10 protein-coding genes are annotated in these 16,836 nt (G+C 38.3%); 5 read left to right on the top strand and 5 right to left on the bottom strand.

Annotated features, from left to right (window positions below):
• Positions 1-34: 34 nt before the first annotated feature.
• Positions 35-1,420, top strand: a complete 1,386-nt coding sequence (locus ACQ93I_RS05010) for a sodium-dependent transporter (protein WP_431697457.1) — start codon at positions 35-37, stop codon at positions 1,418-1,420.
• Positions 1,421-1,497: 77 nt separating this feature from the next.
• Here ACQ93I_RS05010 and ACQ93I_RS05015 read toward each other — a convergent pair whose 3' ends face one another.
• A complete protein-coding gene (locus tag ACQ93I_RS05015) occupies positions 1,498-1,878 on the bottom strand; it encodes a DUF2809 domain-containing protein (RefSeq protein ID WP_431697458.1) in 381 nt (126 codons plus the stop codon).
• A 19-nt stretch (positions 1,879-1,897) separates the two neighbouring features.
• Positions 1,898-2,311 (bottom strand): BLUF domain-containing protein, encoded by a 414-nt coding sequence (locus ACQ93I_RS05020; RefSeq protein WP_431697459.1) that lies wholly within the window; start codon positions 2,309-2,311, stop codon positions 1,898-1,900.
• 263 nt (positions 2,312-2,574) lie between these two features.
• Between ACQ93I_RS05020 and ACQ93I_RS05025 the strand changes: the two genes are divergently transcribed.
• Positions 2,575-5,046, top strand: a complete 2,472-nt coding sequence (locus ACQ93I_RS05025) for a DUF5916 domain-containing protein (protein WP_431697460.1) — start codon at positions 2,575-2,577, stop codon at positions 5,044-5,046.
• A gap of 200 nt (positions 5,047-5,246) precedes the next feature.
• Here ACQ93I_RS05025 and ACQ93I_RS05030 read toward each other — a convergent pair whose 3' ends face one another.
• Together ACQ93I_RS05030 and ACQ93I_RS05035 are read right to left on the bottom strand one after the other, a co-directional pair.
• Complete coding sequence (locus ACQ93I_RS05030) at positions 5,247-8,852, bottom strand: ABC transporter permease/M1 family aminopeptidase (RefSeq protein WP_431697461.1); 3,606 nt, start codon at positions 8,850-8,852, stop codon at positions 5,247-5,249.
• Between the two features lie 2 nt (positions 8,853-8,854).
• Entirely contained in the window at positions 8,855-9,730 is an 876-nt protein-coding gene (locus ACQ93I_RS05035; protein ID WP_431697462.1) for an ABC transporter ATP-binding protein, read from the bottom strand.
• A gap of 384 nt (positions 9,731-10,114) precedes the next feature.
• Here ACQ93I_RS05035 and ACQ93I_RS05040 point away from each other — a divergent pair, with 384 nt between their 5' ends.
• The 3 genes from ACQ93I_RS05040 (at position 10,115) to ACQ93I_RS05050 (ending at position 15,690) form a co-directional block, all read left to right on the top strand.
• Positions 10,115-11,137 carry a cytochrome-c peroxidase gene (locus ACQ93I_RS05040; protein ID WP_431697463.1) on the top strand — a complete coding sequence of 341 codons (1,023 nt, stop codon included), beginning with the start codon at positions 10,115-10,117 and terminating at the stop codon, positions 11,135-11,137.
• An 844-nt stretch (positions 11,138-11,981) separates the two neighbouring features.
• Positions 11,982-15,023 carry a histidine kinase dimerization/phosphoacceptor domain -containing protein gene (locus ACQ93I_RS05045; protein ID WP_431697464.1) on the top strand — a complete coding sequence of 1,014 codons (3,042 nt, stop codon included), beginning with the start codon at positions 11,982-11,984 and terminating at the stop codon, positions 15,021-15,023.
• Positions 15,016-15,690 (top strand): LytR/AlgR family response regulator transcription factor, encoded by a 675-nt coding sequence (locus tag ACQ93I_RS05050; RefSeq protein WP_431697465.1) that lies wholly within the window; start codon positions 15,016-15,018, stop codon positions 15,688-15,690. The genes ACQ93I_RS05045 and ACQ93I_RS05050 overlap by 8 nt, the downstream gene beginning before the upstream one ends.
• Before the next feature lie 165 nt (positions 15,691-15,855).
• Here ACQ93I_RS05050 and ACQ93I_RS05055 read toward each other — a convergent pair whose 3' ends face one another.
• On the bottom strand, positions 15,856-16,611 hold the full coding sequence (locus ACQ93I_RS05055; protein WP_431697466.1) for a helix-turn-helix domain-containing protein: 756 nt from the start codon (positions 16,609-16,611) through the stop codon (positions 15,856-15,858).
• Positions 16,612-16,836 lie beyond the last annotated feature (225 nt).

A 16,836-nucleotide genomic window follows, 5' to 3' on the forward strand; every position in this document is an offset into this window, starting at 1 on the left:
AAAAAAATTAGGAAGAATAATCTACTTTTGCCGCATGACAACAAGAGGTGGATTTTCAAGCAGGTTAGGCTTTATAGCCGCAGCCGCAGGATCGGCAGTAGGCTTGGGGAATATTTGGCAGTTTCCGTATGTGGCAGGACAAAACGGAGGGGCCGCTTTTTTAATAATCTATGTTTTCTGGATTTTCCTAATAGGTTTTCCAATAATGTTGGGAGAAATCACCCTGGGCCGCAGTGCACAGTCCAACCCTTATGGAGCTTATAAAAAATACGGCGGAAAAGCCTGGGGACTTGTAGGGCTGTTCGGTATTCTTTCAGGAATCATGATCCTCTCTTTCTATAATGTCGTTTCTGGTTGGGCCTTCGGTTATTTTCTTGAAACAGCCTTCGGAAATTTATTGGAAGAAAATGATTTTTCATCCTTTTTTGGAGAATATGTAGCCGATTATTCAGATAATCTCTGGTTTAGCTTTGGGTTTATGGCCATTACTGCCGTGATAGTACTGCAGGGCGTCAAAAAAGGCATTGAAGGTTCTGCAAAAATATTGATGCCGGCGCTTTTTTTCCTGCTACTGGGAATCATAGTTTACGGGCTCACCTTACCGGGAGCCATAGAGGGCGTGAAGTTTTATTTGCTGCCCAACTTTAGCCTTATTAATGCCGAAACTATTTACTCTGCTCTTGGGCAGGCTTTCTTTTCCCTAAGCCTGGGAATGGGCGGTTTGATTACTTATGGCTCTTATCTCAGTAAACAGGAAAATATCTTAAGCTCTGCCAGCTTGGTGGTAATTGCAGATACCATGGTGGCATTTTTGGCAGGTTTAATGATTTTCCCGCTTGTTTTCTCTCAGGGACAATCTCCTTCAGAAGGCCCGGGACTGGTATTTGTAGCACTTCCCGGAATCTTTCAGGCCATGGGGCCAGTGTTGGGGAAAATCGTAGGGAGTAGTTTTTTCCTTTTACTGTGTTTTGCCGCCCTCACCTCTACCATCTCCCTGCTGGAGGTGGCCGTTGCCTACCTCATTGACGAGCGCAAATGGTCCCGCCGCAGGGCAGTTTCTTTGATGGCTCTTGTTATCTTTTTTATTGGAATACCCAGTATGCTGGGTTACGGTGCCATTCAAAGCTTAACCAGCTTCACTTTTTACGAAGGCACATCAAAGAGCTTTATGGACCTTGTACAGGATATATTTTCGGTTATTGCGCTGCCCCTTGGAGGGTTCCTGCTTAGTGTCTTTATCGCCACCCGGTGGACCACTGCCAAATTTTCTGATGAAATAAGCCAGGGTGCAAAAAATTATAAAGGCTCTTTTATGGAAGGCTTTTTAAATATAATGATCAAATTTATTTGTCCGGTAGTTTTGGGCCTCATGTTTATACTTACCCTGCTTCAAAAGTTCTTTAACATTCAGCTGTTTTAGCTTTCTTCGGAAGTAAAAAATACAGCTAAAATATCCCGGAACATATTTTGTTTTTTGCGCTGGTGACAAATTTCACCTCACTCAGCCTTCAAATAACCTGCTTTAATTTTTTCTGCGGAATAAATGCACAATGCAGCAAGGATGTAAATAAAAATATCCAGCCATTCAAAATGATTCCCCAACACTGCCGAAGCAATCCTATTATCCTGAAGATTTAGAAGAGAAAGAAGCCCGAAATATTGCGAAGCTTCAACAGCAAAGGCGAAAAACAGCACTCCAAAAATGGCATTTTTGACAGGAATATTAAAAAAGCTTTTTAAAAGGCAGTAGAGAAAGATGACCACCACGAAATCTCCGCCGTAGGGCCTAATGATCTTATCGTTTATAAAAGCAGCAATAAAAACTTCTGTAAAGAAAAGAAGAACAGCCGCCGCAAAATAATTGAAATGAAATTGCACCCCGGCAAGCTAATAAAAACTATAAAACCCTGGTGTCAATAAATGATTTGAGAATGTTTTTGATTTGCTGCTGAGTTTCGGGATCCATTCCCTTTACAGATTCGCAGTATTGGCTTACCAACTCAGGTTTTGAATATTCTGCTTCATCCAGATGTTCAACAATATAATGATCAAAAGAGCCTTTTGAGAGGTCTTTTCCCACCACCTGGATAATGTTATTGTGACGGGGGTCTTCTTTGATACGCTGAAACAGCTCCAAAACCTTAGTCTTTTCCCCTTCCAGTACCTGAAAGAAATTACCTTCAGAAAAAAGGAGCATTCCTTTAATATTTTCCTTGTTGTTCTTCTCCTGCCATTTGGGAAGTAAGGTTTCAATCTCGCCAACTGTAAAATTGTTGCTGGCGGTACTTATAAAACATATTGCATGCTCCATTAAAAGAGGTTTTTCAGTCCCAATTTAAAAAAGTATAGTTTTTATAAATCCTAAGAATTTCACAAATCCTTCATTTTAATGTAAAACCCATATTTCTTCGGAAGTGAATTTCCCACAACTTCTTCAGAAAAAATCACTCCTCAAAAATGCCATTTTTGGAAGGAATTTCCAGTAAAATTTCAGAAATAACCGAAATAGATAAAAAACATTCAGATAAACTGCAACAAATATGAATTTTTGCTGTCTATTAACTAAACTTCTTGATGAAATCACTTTTTTCAGCTCTTTTTCTCTTGTTAAGTATTTCGGCTTTTGCACAGGAAAAAGACAGTATTCCGAGGAAACAGATCTACATCTCCCGCATTAATGACGCTCCAAAGATTGACGGCAGGTTAGACGATGCGGCGTGGAAAAATGCGGCCAGCGCTACCAATTTTGTGGAACGGCTTCCAAATAACGGGCGATCTATTCCCGATAGCCTTGCCACTACCGTAAAAGTAGTTTATGACGATCTGGGGATCTATTTTGGAGCCGAAATGCTGGACCCAAAACCTTCAGAAATACGAAAAGAACTCACCGAGCGCGACGGGATAGGCAATGACGACTTCTTTTTTATCCTGCTCAACGGGTATAATGACCGGCAACAGAGCATGCAGTTCATCGTAACGGCTGCAGGAGTCCAGTACGATGCAAAAATGACCAATGGGAACGAAGACTCTTCGTGGAATGCCGTTTGGTACAGCAATGTAGATATCAATGACCGCGGGTGGACGGCCGAGATCTTTATTCCATATTCCGAACTGCGTTTTCCAGAAAAATCTATCCAGGAATGGGGGTTGCAGATAGAGCGGGAGTTTAAACGCAGCGGCACCCGGTACAGCTGGAGCCCTATTGACAATTCCAAAGGTTCTTACTCCATTTACGACGGGGAGATACATGGCATTGAAAATATTGAAACCCCTACCCGACTATCGGTACAGCCATATATTTCTACTTACCTCAACAATTACGACGGCGAGACCAGCACTAACGTTAACGGTGGAATGGACCTGAAATATGGCATTAATGACGCCTTTACACTCGACATGATCCTGATCCCCGATTTTGGACAAACTAAATTTGACGAAACTGTTCTCAATCTTTCGGCTTTTGAAGTGCAATATGATGAGCAGCGACCATTTTTTACTGAAGGAACCGAGCTCTTTACCAAAGGAGACCTTTTCTATTCGCGCAGGGTGGGCGGTGAGCCTTTTGGAGATGTGCCACTTCAGGAAGAAGAAGAGATTGTTGATTTTCCTTCTTCCGTAGATCTTATCAACGCTTTGAAGGTCTCGGGAAGGACAGATGGAGGACTTGGAATCGGATTTTTTAACGCCATAACCGAAAAGACCCATGTCACAGTGAAGAATACCGAAACCGGTGCCACCCGCCGGGAGCTTATCGAACCTTTCACCAATTACAATATCCTGGTGCTCGATCAACGCTACGGCGACAATTCTTCAGTTTCACTGGTAAATACCAACACCACCCGCGAAGGCCATTTTAGGGACGCCAACGCTACAGGCCTGTATGTTGACCACACAAATAAAACCAACACATTTAATTATTTTGGTGGGATTGAAGGCAGCTGGGTAATGGAAGAAGACACCAAAACTGGTATGGAGGCTCAGGCCGGAGTGTCCAAAATAAGTGGAAAGAACCGGATGGACCTCAACGCCAATTTACGCACCAAAGACTATGATATTAACGACCTTGGCTATTCCAGCGCCACAAATTTCGTACGTTACCAGGGCCTTTACCAGCGCAGGCTTTTGCAGCCAAAAGGCTTTCTAAACAATATGTACCTCAACTGGGTAAGTATACATGAACGCCGCCTGGAACCCGACCTGCACAGCAACTGGATCCTCAACTTTAATTCCAGCTTTACTACCCGCGAATTTTTCAATTTTGGCGGGGGTTTTGAAACCACTCCCATTGGCACAAACGATATCTATGAGCCACGGGTAGATGGTAAGTATTTTAGTATTCCTGCTTATTACGATGTGTGGCTTTGGTTCAATACAGATTTCAGGAAGAAGCTGGTAGTAGAAGTATTGGCCGACTGGTACAAGTACGATGAACGTGGCCGGGGAGATCTAATTTTTGATTTTAGCCCCCAATACAGGTTTTCAGATAAGTTCAATGTACGCCTGTCTACCAACGTGAGATTGTCTGACAAAGAAGAGGGCTTTGTAGATTTTTTGGAAGATGATAATATCCTGTTTGGGCAGCGCGATCGCAACACCATTGTGAACTCTCTGGGTGCAAATTACATCTTCAACAATAAAATGGGGCTGAACCTGGCCTTTAGGCACTATTATTCTGAAGTGTTTTATTCTGAATTTTATACGCTCCAAAACGATGGAGGTTTAAGCGATTACGGTTCCAAAAATGACGAATACAACACTACTTACAACAGCTGGAACCTGGATTTACGCTTTTCCTGGTGGTTTGCCCCCGGAAGCCAGATGACGTTGCTCTACCGCAACGCCACCGACAGCTACATAGAGCGTTCGCACATCAATATTGGCGACAATTTTAAGAACCTCTTTGACCAGCCACAGGTTAACAGCCTTTCTTTAAGGATCTCCTACTATTTGGATTACAACCGGGTGAAAAGCTGGTTTAAATCTAACGACAGACCCACCATACCCCAAGATGCTGTTGGTTACCGGGAGTCAAAAATGAGGTTATAAGAGACAAGTTTTATTCTGAAGAAGAGGTGCCAAAAATGACATTTTTGGAAGGTAACTGGTAATACTGAAAGGTGAGGATTGTTATAATTGTAGATTATTTGAATTTCAGAAGTTTTTAAATCCTGAAACTTTTTACGACAATCCATTAAAAAGCAAAAGCGAGGATGAACCTCGCTTTTGCTACTTTTTTATATTGTTGTTTACTCCTCTACAGTTTTCAAATTATCGTCGGAGTTTCGGTCGATCAATTTGTTATAGGGATCGATTCCGGCTTTTACAGGTTTTTCATCAGTAATTACGGTAAAGGTATTTTCACCGGGTTCTAACCATTTTAATTTAAGGTACAACGGGTTTTTAATGGTTACCCCATCAGCATTTTCAACATCTTCTCCAAACAGCCCTACATCCACCAGGTTTTTCTTCTCGTCAACACGATCTTCCTTACCTGTATTATCATAATAGAATTTTTTAGCATTTACAGTAAAAGTAGTTTCCCATTTACCATTATCTAAAGGTTTGGTTTTGGCATTCATCACCCTGTTTTCATACAAAACGATTTCTTTGAACCCATCATCAACTTTGTATTTTAAAGAATCGGGCGTTACAGCATATAAAGCTTTGTACAGATCTTCAGAAGTTGGATAATAACCTTTCTTGTTATATTTAAATTCTTCCAAAAAGTTTTTGAGTCCCTTATTCACCAATTCTTCCCCAATTACATCCTGTAGATCATACATGATCATAGAACCTTTTTCGTACCAGATATACTGGCCTACTTCAACATCCAATAGTGTGCGCTCAGGTTTGAAACTAAACTGACGGCCGTTGAGATATTTGTCAAGCGACACTTTTAAGAACGATTTAATTCCGTTCTCACCATACTCCTGTTTCATTGTCATTAAAGAAGCATATTCGGCCAAAGTTTCAGAAATGATATTAGCACCTGAAGTTTTACTTGGCGTAATAATATGACCCCACCACTGGTGTGCCACCTCGTGAGATGTAACCCTGAAAGCATAATTATAACTGTCAGATTTGGAAAAGTCTGCTGTAAAGCCAAAGTTTTCGGAATAGGGAATTGACGTAGCAAAAGACTGGGCAAAACTGGCATAAGCCGGAAATTCGATCACCCGAAGCACTGAATACGGGTATTCCATAAAGTTTTGCGAGTTGTATTCTAAAGCAACTTTAACCCCTTTAATAAAATGTTCCAGGTTCTCTTTATGCTTGGGGGAATGGTAAACCTCTATGGTAACTTCCTTTCCACTTGGCGCTGTCCAGGTATCTTTTTCAATATCATAGGTAGCCGAAACAAAACTAAAAAAGTAGTCGGTTTTGTCTTCCAGTTTATAATGAAAGTAGCTCCTGTTATTTTCTTCCCATTGCCTGGTAAGGGTTCCCGGGGCTATGGCTGTTTGTCCTTTTGAAGTACTTACTACAGCTTCAAAATTGAGATAATCTGCATCTTCATTAAAGAGGTTTTTCTTTAGGGCAGTACTATCTGTTTTTGGTGGCAATAAGTAATCAAGCTCCTTTAGACCATATTTTTTACGTATGCCATTTTCCTCTAATGCACGCTCAAAATGAAAGGAAGGAAAAATAGTATGTCTAAAGAAAGTTCCATTGTTTAAAACTGCTGTTTCTGAACTTGCAGAGAATCCATGCGTACTGGCTCTTGTTTCGATGACTAATGATGCTGTGTCTCCTGGCTGCAGGCTTGTTGGCAGTTCGTAGATAAACATCCTGTATTCATCATCTTCTAAAAACGGTTTAAGTTCTGTGCCGTTATACACCACCTTCATAATCTTTGTATCTGCTATTGGGAATTTCACTTCCATCAAAAGCGTATCAATAGGTGTATCAAAGTTATTAATGACCTCAAATTCTCCTTTGGCCGCTATACTTCGGTCTTCAGGAAAAATATCAATAAAGGCCTTTAGATCAACAACCTGGACATGGGGTTGGTCGATATATTTCCCATATTTTTTCTCGGCTTCAGCATTAAGCTTTTCGCTGTAATTGCCATCTTCCAGTTGATTTAAGACTTTTAAATTGTAATAGCTATAAGCACCTACAGAAACGAATAGGAATACAAAGAACAGCATTAAGCTCAGGGTCTTTCCGTTTAACCGCTGCTTTGCCAGGTGCAATCTTTCTTTAGGGGAAGAAATGAAACCGCGATTCCAGAAAAGAATGCCAATAGTCGCAAAAATACAGGTGATCGAAATCCAATAGATATTCAGCCAGGATTGCCCATATAAATAATGTCCGAAGCCATTCAAATCACTGAGAAAAGAATAAGGAGTACCCCCAAAATTCAATAAGGGATTTGAGGATTTAAACACTAAACCTATTAGGATAGGTAAGCCAACGTAAATCATAATGACTAAAAAATGTCCTAAAAACTTGTTGTTGACCAGAACATGTATGAAAAATGCCAACAGCACAGTCATAAGATAGCTTGGAAAGATCGTCATAAAGTTATAGGTCAAATACATACCCAACTCAAAATTGAAATAACCATTAAAGCTTTGATACAAAAGGCCAACTACAACATTGAGTAGGGTTAGCACAAGGGCAACACCAATTAAAGAGATAATCTTAGAAAGGTATAAGGTGATATTGCTAACCGGTAGAGCATCGTAAAATTCAAAAGTTTTGTTCTTTCTGGTTCTATGCACAGCTTCGCCCGCATAAATAATTAAAATAATTACAGAGAATAAGGATATTCCACCTGAGATTTGTGCCACCATATATCGTGTTAACGGTAAGGATGGCGTTCCATAAATCTGGTTGGACTGGTAGGTTACAAAACCTGCGACAATGATCCCGATAACGATCAAGATCACAAAAACAGTTTCTTTTACAATAGATAAAAATTCAATCTTACTTAGGGATAACAGGTTTTCTCTTCGGGCTCTGGAATTGAACTGCTGTAAAACTTCAGGAATAAAAGTGGAAGGCACATAAGCTACTTTTGATTCTTTGGCCGATTTCTTTTTTGATGAAGTTAAAAAGCCTTTGTAAGAGAATTTAAATAAGGTGAAGAAGAAAATCAGTAAAGCGATACCCAGCCATAACAACCTGTTTAAGGCAAATTTGCCTGAAAGTGATAATTGGGTGTTATTCAATTCATCTACAGTCCAATACTTTGTAATGTAACCATGAGCGGTCTCCCCAAATGGATCAACGTAAACACTTAACCACTCGGTATCTAAACCGGAGAGTAATTGCCCTGAAGCAATGGTTAAGATAAAAATAACAATTCCTCCTAAATATAAAATTGACATGCGTTTGAAAAAGGTCATCAAACAAAAGAACAGGCTTCCTATAAAAAAAGAATTGATCGTTAAGAGATGTAGAAAAGGCAAGGCATAAGAGACTATATTAAAAGAAGTATAGGTTCCGTAATCTGGTCGGTTTAACAAGGCGCCAAGCCCAAACCCAATCATCGCCCCTATCACCGCTCCAATATTCATAAGGGTTACAATGGCATAACTTCCAAAAAAGCGTCCCAGGATGTAGTTCTTTTCTGAAACAGGAAAGGTAAAATAGGTCTGTGCGGTTTTATGCTCCTCATCGCGATACACGGGCACCCCCATTATAGCGGCATAAAAAAACAGACTCATAATACTCATTACGCCTAAGATTCCCACAATAGCGTTTGGACTATTGGTGTACTGAGCCGTGTTTGAATCTTCAAAAACGCTCAATAAAAGCGGAATAAGGAACATTATAAATATATAAATGTAGGTTGCCGGTCGTCTCAGCCTGTATTTGAGTTCAAATAAGAAAATCTCCTTCATAATTACACAGTTTGAGGTTGGTTGATGCTATAGAAGTAGAAATCTTCCAGATTATTATTTACTCTTTCAAAACCGTCACCGGGATGAACATCAGAAAATACATTTACGTTCATATTTCCACTTCGTAGATAGGATGAAAGCACGTGATATTCTGATTCATATTTTTCAATTTCATTCTTATCAATTCTTTTCCGGTATACCTTCTCGTTTAGAGAGTCAGATAGCTCCTGCGGGTGACCCTGTACCACTACCTCTCCCTGGTTAAAAACTGCCATATTGGTGCATAAATTCACCACATCATCTACAATATGAGTGGAGAGAATTACTACTGCATCTTCCCCTAATTCACTTAACAGATTATGAAAACGGTTACGCTCCAAAGGATCTAAACCAGCTGTAGGTTCATCCACAATAATTAATTTCGGGTTTCCTATTAAGGCCTGGGCGATCCCAAAACGTTGACGCATCCCGCCAGAGTAATCACCTAAATTCCTTTTTCTGAAGTTATACAGGTTCACCTTATTTAAAAGGTCGGCCACGTAGGCTTTCCGATCTTTGGCGCTGTGAATCCCTTTAATTTTGGCAATATGGTTGAGCATCATTTCTGCAGATACTTTTGGGTACACGCCGAAATCCTGAGGTAAATACCCTAATACTTTTCGCAATTCTTCAGGTTGGTCAAAAACATCAATCCCATCAAACTCAATGCTGCCACTATCGGCAATTTGTAAGGTTGCTATTGTACGCATCAAATTTGATTTACCCGCACCATTGGGGCCTAAAAGACCAAACATTCCTTTATGAATTTCAAGGTTTACGTTATTTAAAGCCTGGGTTCCGTTAGGGTAGGTTTTGTTCAGATTTTGGATAGAAAGCATAGTTTTTGTTTAAAGAATTTCAAATATGTATGTATTAGTGGCCTAAGAGGATAGATTGTTACATGGGAAGCTTTTTTTATATAGAATCTGCAATCTAAAAGTTTCACTTATCCACGATAGTAAACTGGTAGAAGCATGATATAAAACCAGATTTATCCCGACGTTTGAAAGAGGTGCCAAAAATGGCATTTTTGAGAGGTGATTTTAAAGCAGGTAGATCAGGACCTTCAATTTTAGCATGGAACCGGATTATTTAAAGTTCGAGGGAAAAGAAGTTTTTTTTTCAGAAGAAATCTACTCAAAAGCTTCAATAATTGATTTTTGTCATTGTTTTCTCTATTAAATCTTTCTTATTTTTAGTTCCTGACCGCTAATTCTATAAATATGAAACGTGTTCTACTCCTGTTGTCGCTATTTGTGATAATTTCCTGCAAAAATAAAAATGAGAATACCGAAACTGACTTTTCCGATGAAGGTTACGAGCTGCTGACTGATGCAAGCATCTATTTCCAACCCTTATCTTCGGTAGAAATGGAAGAACCCGACTCTAATGCAGTAAAACTCGGGAAACATTTATTTTATGACACCCGTTTGTCGGGAGAGGGAAATATCAGCTGTAATTCCTGTCACAACCTGAACACTTATGGAGTAGACAACCAGCAATTCTCTCCAGGGGATGTTGAAGGAACCTTCGGAAACCGAAATTCCCCCACGGTGCTTTACGCAGCTTTACACAAAATGCAATTTTGGGATGGCCGTGCACAAACTGTAGAAGAACAGGCAGCAGGCCCAATTTTAAACCCTATTGAACACAACATCAAAGAGGAAGAACAGCTGGTGAATAGGTTGAAAGAAGTCGAGCTATACCAGGATTTGTTTACCAAAGCTTATGGCGAGGAAGGAATTACTTTTGAAAATGCCCTTAAGGCCATTGGTGCTTTTGAACGTACCCTGATGCCAAAAAGCCGGTTTGACTCCTATCTCGAAGGAGATCATTCAGCCCTTACCGAAAGAGAAAAAAGCGGACTCAAAAGCTTTATCAATGCCGGTTGTATAACCTGCCACAGTGGAGTTGCCATGGGCGGACAAATGTTCCAGAAATTTGGTTTGTACGAAGACTACTGGAAATACACCGAATCTGAAACCGTTGATCTGGGGCTCTATGAAATAAGTCAGGATGAAATGGACAAGTATTTCTTCAAAGTTCCCGGTTTGCGCAATATTGAACATACCTATCCATATTTCCACGACGGCTCTGTAGAAGATCTTAATAAAGCAGTAGAGATCATGGTAGAACTGCAAACCGCCAACGATCTTTCTGAAACAGAGATTGAAGATATTGTGGCCTTCTTAAAGAGCCTGTCAGCCGATGTTCGGGACGAGGCAAAACAAAACCCCTTTGAGTAAACAAGAGTTAATCGGGAGAGGTTTATAAGCCTTTATACTTCCGTAGAAAATTGATTAACAGCGAGAAATAAAAGGAAATGTATTTAAATTGATCATTGTGGGAAAGCTCCTTTTTTAAGAGGTGCAAAAAATGCCATTTTTGAGAGGTGGTTTAGAAGATAGTAGCATCTAATAGAATCAGAACCAAAAAGTAGAATTGAGAACATCATGGAGCAAAAAAAACCTTTCAGCGAACTGAAAGGTTGTAAAACTAATCCGATAAAATGTTTTTTGATTAGACCTAAATATTTCTCCCCCCCAGAAAAAATAAATTAGATAATATCCATTATCGAATTAACTCCGTATAATAATCAAATGATCTCACCCCCATCATTTATTAACTATTCTATTAAACTCATGTTTTAGCGATTTTTCGTGCTTGGTATAATTTATTGAATTTATTTGCTCCTCTATAATAGCCCTCTCCTTCCATGAGAGAGAGGTTTTGTTTGGGTGATTTTGGCTCATCCTATACATATCCATTCATTGCCTGAGATTTTTTCTCTTCACACTCATCAAAATGTAGAGTCTTGCGCTTTCACGGTCTAAAGTATAAAAGAAGCTGGGGTGTCAAAAAAAAATGTCGTGAACTGCCACTTTTTTGTCGTGAACGGATACTTTTAATAAAATTAACATGATAAAACTCATGGTTCTATCGCACAGGATGAATTATCTTAAATAAAAGACCATTTATAAGCTGAATTTCATTTTGTTTACATTTAACAATTAGGTGTATGTTATTATTAACCTTTTGAGAGGTTAAACAGGAATATTACGGCCCGCTTTCTTATCCTAAATTCAACATTTGAAAAAATTACTTTTTATACTTTTCATAGGATACAGTATGTCGCTCTGGTCTCAGCAGGAAGATACTGTATTGACTTCCAAAAGCACGTTCTCCTCTTCAGATGGTTATTTGATTTCAAAGCCTTATCATTCTATCTACGATACGACCGGCTGGCTGTGGATCCTGGGAGAGAACAAACTTTCAAACGAATATATTTTTGGAGAGCGCGAAATAATTATTCAGCGGTTTGATGGAGCCAATTTTTTCACCCTGAAATTACCTGGCACCTTTAATAAGAAAATTGAAAAAGGGCACTTCTTTAAACATAAGTCTAACGGGCTGTACCTAAAATTATATTATAAGGCTGCGCGGGCAGAATTATTTTATATCAACACAGAATCCTTAGAAATCAAGGCCGTCAAAGAATATAATGACTTAAACAAAAAAAATTTATTTTCTGAAGCTTACACTACCGGAGATTTGACACGTCTTGTCCTTACATCAAAAGATAAATTTTATAGTGCCGCACTTGATAAATTAAGTTTAACTTTTATTGATTCCGTAGCCTTTGACAAACCAGTTGCTGAACCGATTTTAGCTGCTCCCATCACCACAAATGATTTTACACTGATTAAGTTATTATTAGAAAAAGAGGGGCATTTCCTGAATAAGGAAGGAAAATTCACACAGAAGATATCCGAAGATAATTTTGAAGCTGCTGATGGGACTCATTTTTTTCCGGAGGTCATACATCCCACTTTTAAAGTTAATAACGCCTTTTACGTAAACCTGGACAACTATAAGAATGCCTTTAAATTCAATAAAGCGCTCAATAAATTCATAGAAACACCAAATACCGGTAACCTATTTATCAAAAATGCAGCACTGGAATTTTCACCAGATTTCAAACACGCGTTTTCAACCGAGAGCTTCAGTGACTATACAGCAATTGAGATGTATCGTTTCACAAATTTTAAAAATGAGCTACTCTCGAGAATTGAAATAAAGAATTCTTCTGAAACCGCTTATAAGGAAATTGGAAAAGACCTGGTAGTTCTCAATGGAAATACCTTAGAATCCTATTCTTTTATCAATAGCAAAATCAGAACTTTTTTGAAAGATAAAAGCGTACGAACCATCAGTAAACTGAAGGAGAATAATTATATCGTAGCAACAGAGACCGGTGGTATTTACAGTGTCGATATTAAAAACAATACCGAAGAACGAATTAAAATCCTGGATGATACTACCGCGTTGGCAATAAATTACTCCCGGGGTTTTCTAGTTGAAGGAGATAACATTTTATTAATTGGAGACGCTAATAATCTTTACACTCTGGATTCAGATTATAAGGTGATTCAGAATAAAACGGTGAAATTTCCTGGTGAACAAATCATTAAAATAAAAGACACCCTGTTTACTGCAGATCATAGAGGTGTTATTTTTAAATACAGTATTAACGGCAATAGATTGACCGAAGTTGCAAATACAGGTGATATACAAATAAAAGAGTTTACTACAGATGGCACCACACTTTATGCAACTTCCTCTAAGGGGATTTTTGAATACGGAAATGGCATTTTTGAAACCTACGAATTTGAAAATGTGGAAACAGATCATTTGCTTTCAATAAACTACCTGGAAGACTACGGGATCCTGATTTCTACAAAATATGGGGGAATTTACAGGTTTGATACTACGACAAAAAAATTAAAACCCTTTTACGAAGGTTCGTTAAATACCTCAATTATGGGTATGGTTGCAGATGACACCGGAACTTTGTGGTTAAATACCTATTCAGGGATTATTTCTTTAGACCCATCATTAAAAAAGATCGTTAGATATACTGCAAAAGACGGCGTTTATGAAATTAAAGGTAATATGTTCAGCACCTACAAAGATGAGCAGGATGGTAGTATTTTAATGGGAAGTTATAAAGGTCTTAGCTATTTTAAGCCTGAGGAACTGGTTGAAAATAATATAAATGTACAACCACAATTTACTTCAATTTCATTTTTTAATTCAGAGAACAATCATTGGGAAGTTAATACCTCCCCCGGCTTTTTAAATAACACCAACGAAATTGTATTGCCTTCAGAATACAGAAGGTTTTCGGCAACACTATCTGTATTTGGACAGATGAACCCCCAGGATATTAAGTACCAGTATCGCTTATTGGGGAACGGAAATACCTCAGAATGGTTCACCAACTATTCCGGTAAAGAGATTCTATACGCAAACTTGTCAGCCGGAACTTATAATTTGCAGGTGGAAGCCTATAATGCTTCTAATCAAAAAATAGGAGGAAGAATTACTCTAAAAGTAATTTCGAAAGAAGTGTTTTATAAAACCTGGTGGTTTATTTTACTGCTCCTGTTATTGGTTTCTATTTCTGTTCTATACCTTTTTAATCAGTATAAAGAAAAACAGATCTTATTTTCAAAAAATAAAATTGCTGTAAATGAAGCCAAAATCAAAAATGTTATGATGTTGGAAATCCATCACAGGATTAAAAATAATCTTCAAATTGTTTCCGGATTGTTGGGCCTGCAAATTGTAAACAGCAAGAATGAGGAATTAAAAGAAAAATTACAGGATAGCCAAAGCAGGATAGAGTCTATCGCCGGTATTCACAATCTATTATATAATTCAAGCAAGCAGAATCTAATTCCTGTTAAAGAAAATATTGAAAATTGTATAGACTATTACAAAAGGCTTTTTCCTATAAATGCCACCTATCATTTAGACATAGACGCCTCTATTTTAGATATCGATCAAGCTACCCCCTTTTCACTTTTACTGAATGAATTGATCAATAATTCCTACAAACACGCTTTCACAAAAACAGAATATCCAGAGATTTACATACATTTTGAAAAGCAGGGTAAGAAGTATGTCTTTGAATATTTTGACAATGGTAGTTTTAAAAATGAAAAGAGTCCAAAACAGGCTATGGGTAGGAAAATCATAGAAATGATGAATAAGCAATTAAAAGGAGATTTAAAGATTGAGAATTCTACCAGTTTTAAATTAATTTTACTTTTCCCAACTCATGAGTAGTATAAAAATTTACATTTTAGAAGACGAAATAATCACCCAGGAGCTCCTAAAACAGACGCTGGAAGATCTGGATTTTACTATTTGTGGGATGGCAACAAATGCAGAAACTGCGCTCGCAGAGATCGCCTTATTAAAACCAGATATTGCCATTTTAGACATTAGGGTTGAAGGCTCCCATACCGGGGTTTGGCTGGGGAATCAATTAAATATACCGCTCATCTATTTGACTGCTTTTAATGATGTAGAGACTATCAAAAAAGCAATTGCTACAAAACCCACCAGCTATTTAGTAAAACCCTTTAATAACAAGGACCTTTTTATTGCTGTGGAACTGGCTGTGAGTAAAATACAAACAAAAGCGCAAATTATTGTAAAGGATAGAGATAAAAAGGTCATCCTGTCAGAAGAGCAAATCCTGTTTGCAAAAAAAGAAGATCAATATCTCATGCTTTATTTAGAAAATTCTGAAAAATTGATCCGTTCCAGTATTAAAGAGTTTTTAGCGCAGGTGAATTCTTCTTCCTTTTTACAAGTGCACCGTTCTTATATCATCAATAAAAATTGTGTTACTGCCTTTAATACCAAAGAGATCACCATTGGCAACAAAAGTATTCCCATCTCAAAAAGATACGCGAAAGAAGTTTTAGGAGAAATCTCTCCTTCTTGATGTCTTTACCCTGTTGAATTCCAGTAAAATTAGATCTATCACTTCTTACGTCATGAAGAATGAAGCAAAGTTTAAATGTTAGGTTTGGAAGTGGCTGAAAGGAACTTCGGAAGATATACACCAGGTAAAGAATACACCTTCAAGATTAGCAAATGAAATTCCACCTCATCTGGAATCCCTCATCTTTACAAACTCTCTTTCTAAAAAGAGCAATTTTTCTTCAATGCCATCACTAAATTCAGGCAGGCGGTGATAAAATGCATAGCGCACTTGCCAAAGTTCTTTCACTTCCTTTTTTAAAAAGCTCATCTCCTCTACATTTTTATGTTCTGCCCGAAGAATGAATTTATCCTTGGTGATATATAATTTCCGCAGGATAAGTTGATTTTCGGCAACCACGAGAACTAAACAACCGTTGTCAATTTGTGCGTAATCTTTTGGCGGCACAAATTCCCCTATAACAACATCTTTGGGAAAGAGCCCTTTATCATTACTGCTCATTTCCAGGTTATCTACCGTGTAACCGCGGTATTTTTTCTCTTTGCTTACCGGTAGTTGCAGGCAGGGCAGGCTTTTTATAAAATCCTCTTTATTATAATAGGAAACATAGTCATTACTACAAGTAGGTGTAATACATGGAACTGTAGCAAAACGTTCCCGCACTATTTCTTCCTGATCTGTAATAAGGTTGCCCTGAAACTTCAGTAATTTATTTACAGTAAGCTCTTTCATGAGCAGGTCGTCCAGGGGGATGCTAAAATGGTTAGCAATCTTAATAATTGTATCGATCTTAGGCTCACTCCGCTCTTCCTCGTAAGCCCCTAATGTTGCACGTTTTAAGTCGAACAGCTCAGCGAATGATTGTTGACTTAGAGACTTTACACTGCGTATCTTTCGAATGTTCTTACCAAAAAAGGACATAATTTTGCTAATTTTATTTGCAACTTCCAATTTTTATTGTACATTGCTCTAACAATATTAGCAAAAAGCTTTTATTCCTGCTAATATTATGAGGATTACTTTCTGATTTCTTCTATCGCCCGGGCACTAAAAAGCATAGGAAACAGGAAAAAATCTTCAACTAAAACCAATCATTAACCAATTAAAACCAGCAAATTATGGCCGCATTAATCATTTTTCTGTTAG

The organism is Salinimicrobium sp. WS361, assembly GCF_050750585.1.
In the GTDB taxonomy this organism is placed as follows: Bacteria; Bacteroidota; Bacteroidia; order Flavobacteriales; family Flavobacteriaceae; genus Salinimicrobium.

Coding starts and splice junctions, on each gene's coding strand:
- ACQ93I_RS05010 (WP_431697457.1), top strand. CDS start 35: ATGACAACAAGAGGTGGATTTTCAAGCAGGTTAGGCTTTATAGCCGCA.
- ACQ93I_RS05020 (WP_431697459.1), bottom strand. CDS start 2,311: ATGGAGCATGCAATATGTTTTATAAGTACCGCCAGCAACAATTTTACA.
- ACQ93I_RS05025 (WP_431697460.1), top strand. CDS start 2,575: ATGAAATCACTTTTTTCAGCTCTTTTTCTCTTGTTAAGTATTTCGGCT.
- ACQ93I_RS05030 (WP_431697461.1), bottom strand. CDS start 8,852: ATGAAGGAGATTTTCTTATTTGAACTCAAATACAGGCTGAGACGACCG.
- ACQ93I_RS05035 (WP_431697462.1), bottom strand. CDS start 9,730: ATGCTTTCTATCCAAAATCTGAACAAAACCTACCCTAACGGAACCCAG.
- ACQ93I_RS05040 (WP_431697463.1), top strand. CDS start 10,115: ATGAAACGTGTTCTACTCCTGTTGTCGCTATTTGTGATAATTTCCTGC.
- ACQ93I_RS05050 (WP_431697465.1), top strand. CDS start 15,016: ATGAGTAGTATAAAAATTTACATTTTAGAAGACGAAATAATCACCCAG.
- ACQ93I_RS05055 (WP_431697466.1), bottom strand. CDS start 16,611: ATGTCCTTTTTTGGTAAGAACATTCGAAAGATACGCAGTGTAAAGTCT.